General features: G+C 46.2%; 1 protein-coding gene and 1 pseudogene. Both read left to right on the top strand.

Annotated features, from left to right (window positions below; all coding sequences use genetic code 11):
* The first annotated feature begins 127 nt into the window (after nt 1–127).
* Nucleotides 128–1,111, top strand: coding sequence for an AAA-like domain-containing protein (locus tag ACEYW6_RS27930; RefSeq protein ID WP_412982299.1), 984 nt, complete (start codon nt 128–130; stop codon nt 1,109–1,111).
* Nucleotides 1,104–3,070: pseudogene (locus ACEYW6_RS27925) on the top strand (AAA-like domain-containing protein); the annotation flags it as partial. The gene ACEYW6_RS27930 and the pseudogene ACEYW6_RS27925, both read left to right, overlap by 8 nt.

Below are 3,070 nucleotides of genomic sequence, written 5' to 3'. Positions count from 1 at the left end.
CCTGGTTTCATACCTATCTTTACAGCAATACTAATGAATACTCACACCTGTGTAAAAAACCTACACCTGTCAGCCCCATCCCTTTCCCTCAGCACAGCCAGTCTCCCTGGAAATGCCTGAAGGGACAATGGAATCGCAATCTGCTTTTTACGTGGAACGCTCATCTGATGCACTTGCTTTGCAGACTATTGAGCAGCAGGGTGTGACAATTACAATAAAAGGCCCCCGCCAAATGGGCAAAAGTTCCCTGTTAATCCGCACAATTAATACTGCTGTGAATGCTCTTAAGCGGGTTGCTTTGCTGGATTTCCAATTATTTGATAAAGCCGCTTTAACTAATGCTGATCTTTTCTTTCGCCAGTTCTGTACTTGGTTAACTGATGAACTGGAAATGACCGACAAAGTTGATGAGTATTGGAATATGCCCTTGGGTAATAGTCAGCGTTGCACCCGCTATGTCGGCCGCTATTTGCTGAAAGAGTTTGGCAACCCCATTGTCTTAGCAATGGATGAAGTGGAAAGAGTCTTTGATACAGATTTTCGCTCTGATTTCTTTGGAATGCTGCGAAGCTGGCACAATAGCCGCGCCACTAATCCCATCTGGAAGCAACTGGATTTAGCGCTGGTTACTTCCACCGAACCCTACCAGCTAATTGATAATCTCAACCAATCCCCCTTTAATGTTGGGCTAGTAATTGATTTAGAAGATTTTACAGCAGCACAGGTTGCTGATTTAAACCGCCGTCATGGTTCACCCTTCAACGCCAGGGAAGAAAAGCAATTAATAGCGTTGTTAGGTGGACATCCTTATTTAGTAAGGCTTGCACTTTACTTAGTTGCTAGCGATCGCCTCCATCCTACCGAATTATTTGCCAATGCGATCGCAGATAATGGCCCCTTTGGCAATCATTTGCGTAACCACCTCTTCCGGCTGCATAACAAACAGGAGTTGGTTCAGGGTATGTTCCAAGTAATTCACCAGAACACCTGTGTAGATGAGCGTATCTTTTTCCGCTTGCGGGGTGCAGGTTTAGTGCGCCGGGAAGGGCGTGTAGTGTTTCCCCGTTGTCAACTTTACACCGATTATTTCCGGGAGCATCTGCGTGGCTAATCCAACCATTTACACTGTTGGCGGGACGGTACAGGCTGGCGGTGGTATTTACATTCCTCGTCAAGCCGATGAGGAATTACTCGGTTTATGTCGGTCGGCAATATTCGCCTATGTTCTTACGCCGCGCCAAATGGGTAAGTCTAGCCTGATGGTACGCACGGCGCAGACTCTAATGGACGAGGGAATTCGCTCGGTAATTGTTGACCTTCAGGAATTGGGGGCAAATGTCACAGCCGAACAGTGGTATTTTGGCTTTTTGGTCAAACTGGAAGACCAACTGATGTTTGATACAGATGTGGTGAGTTGGTGGCAAGAACACCAGCATCTGGGAGTATCGCAACGGCTGACACAGTTTTTTGAGAGGGTTTTGCTGGCTGAGGTTGAGGGGCAAGTTGTGATTTTCGTGGATGAAATTGACTCTACCCTCAGCCTGGATTTTACCGATGATTTTTTTATCGCCATTCGTTATCTCTATGTTGCCCGTGCTACTAACCCTGAATTTGGGCGGCTTTCTTTTGTCTTAATGGGGGTAGCGACTCCGGGCGATTTAATCAGCGATGCCAAGCGCACACCATTTAATATTGGACAGCGTGTGGATTTAACTGATTTTACCTTTGAGGAAGCTTTACCCTTCGCTGAGGGATTGGGATTACCCAGCGATGAAGCCAACCAGATATTACGCTGTGTGTTGAAGTGGACGGCAGGACACCCATATTTAACGCAGCGTCTCTGTGGTGCCTTGTTGACAAAGAATCGGGAGTCTGTTGTAGAGACGCGATGAATCGCGTCTCCCCGGAGTAGAGATATAGACAGAATAGTGACCAGTACATTTTTTGGTGCAATGAGTGAGCAAGACAATAACTTGCAGTTTGTCCGCGATATGCTGACTAAACGCTCACCAGACCCGGAGGTTTTGACTATTTACCGCGAGATTCGCTGGGGTAAGCGGGCGGTTGTAGATGAGGAGCAGTCTTTAGCTAAATCTCACTTGAAGCTATCGGGGGTGGTGCGGCGGGAGAATAATGTTTTGCGGGTACGGAATCAAATCTATCGGCAAGTCTTTGATGACAAGTGGATTAATAAACATATACCGTTTAACTTGCGGGATAGGTGGGAGCGTCTAAAACCTGCACTGCTTTATGTGGCTGCGGTAGTGGTAGTATTTTCGGTTTTAATGACGACAGGAGTGGCTGTGTATGTGAATGACCAACGTCTGATTGCCCAAGATGCCCGCTATAAAGAAGAACAACAGCGTCGAAAAGCAGAGGAACAACGCAATAACGCAACGCAAGAAGCTGGAAAAGCGCGAACACAGCAGCAAAAAGCAGAGGAACAACGCCAGGAGGCAGAAAAGCAAAAGCGCATTGCTAATCAGCAAAGTGAAAGAGCTAAAAAAGGAGAGGAGCAAGCAAAGTCTGCACAACAATTAGCTGAAGAAAGGGGAAAAGAGTTAGCAAACGCACTTGATAAAACAAAAACTGCACAACAATTAGCTAACTACAGACAGGCAGACGCTGAAAAGCAACGAGATTTTGCAAAGGTAAAAGAACAGGAAGCGACTGTCGCTAAAGCAGATGCGGATAAACGTGGGATAAATGCCGAAATTCTCGCCGATAGCCTCAAATCACAAAACCTGATGGCAGGAAATTTAGAACTTGATGCTTTAGTAGCAGGTTTGAAGGTAGGAAAAAAACTCAAAACACTAAATAAAAGTTTAGAACCGGATACCCGCATTTTGGCAGTAGCCACTCTCCAGCAGGTAATTTATGGAGTCAACGAACATAACCGACTAGAAGGTCATAGCTATTGGGTTAATAGCGTGGCATTTAGCCCCGACAGTCAAACCATTGCCTCTGCCAGTTATGACAACACGGTAAAGCTGTGGAATCGCAATGGGCAACTGTTACAAACTCTCCAAGGTCATAGCGATTCAGTTAATAGCGTGGCATTTAGCCCCGA

This window comes from Nostoc sp. UIC 10607, assembly GCF_047228265.1.
In the GTDB taxonomy this organism is placed as follows: Bacteria; Cyanobacteriota; Cyanobacteriia; order Cyanobacteriales; family Nostocaceae; genus Nostoc; species Nostoc foliaceum_A.
The sequence above is the reverse complement of the archived record's forward strand: the minus strand, read 5'-3'. Positions and strand labels throughout refer to the sequence as shown.

Bases quoted from the DNA above. Each gene is read 5' to 3' on its own strand.
- ACEYW6_RS27930 (WP_412982299.1), top strand. From the start codon at position 128: ATGGAATCGCAATCTGCTTTTTACGTGGAACGCTCATCTGATGCACTT.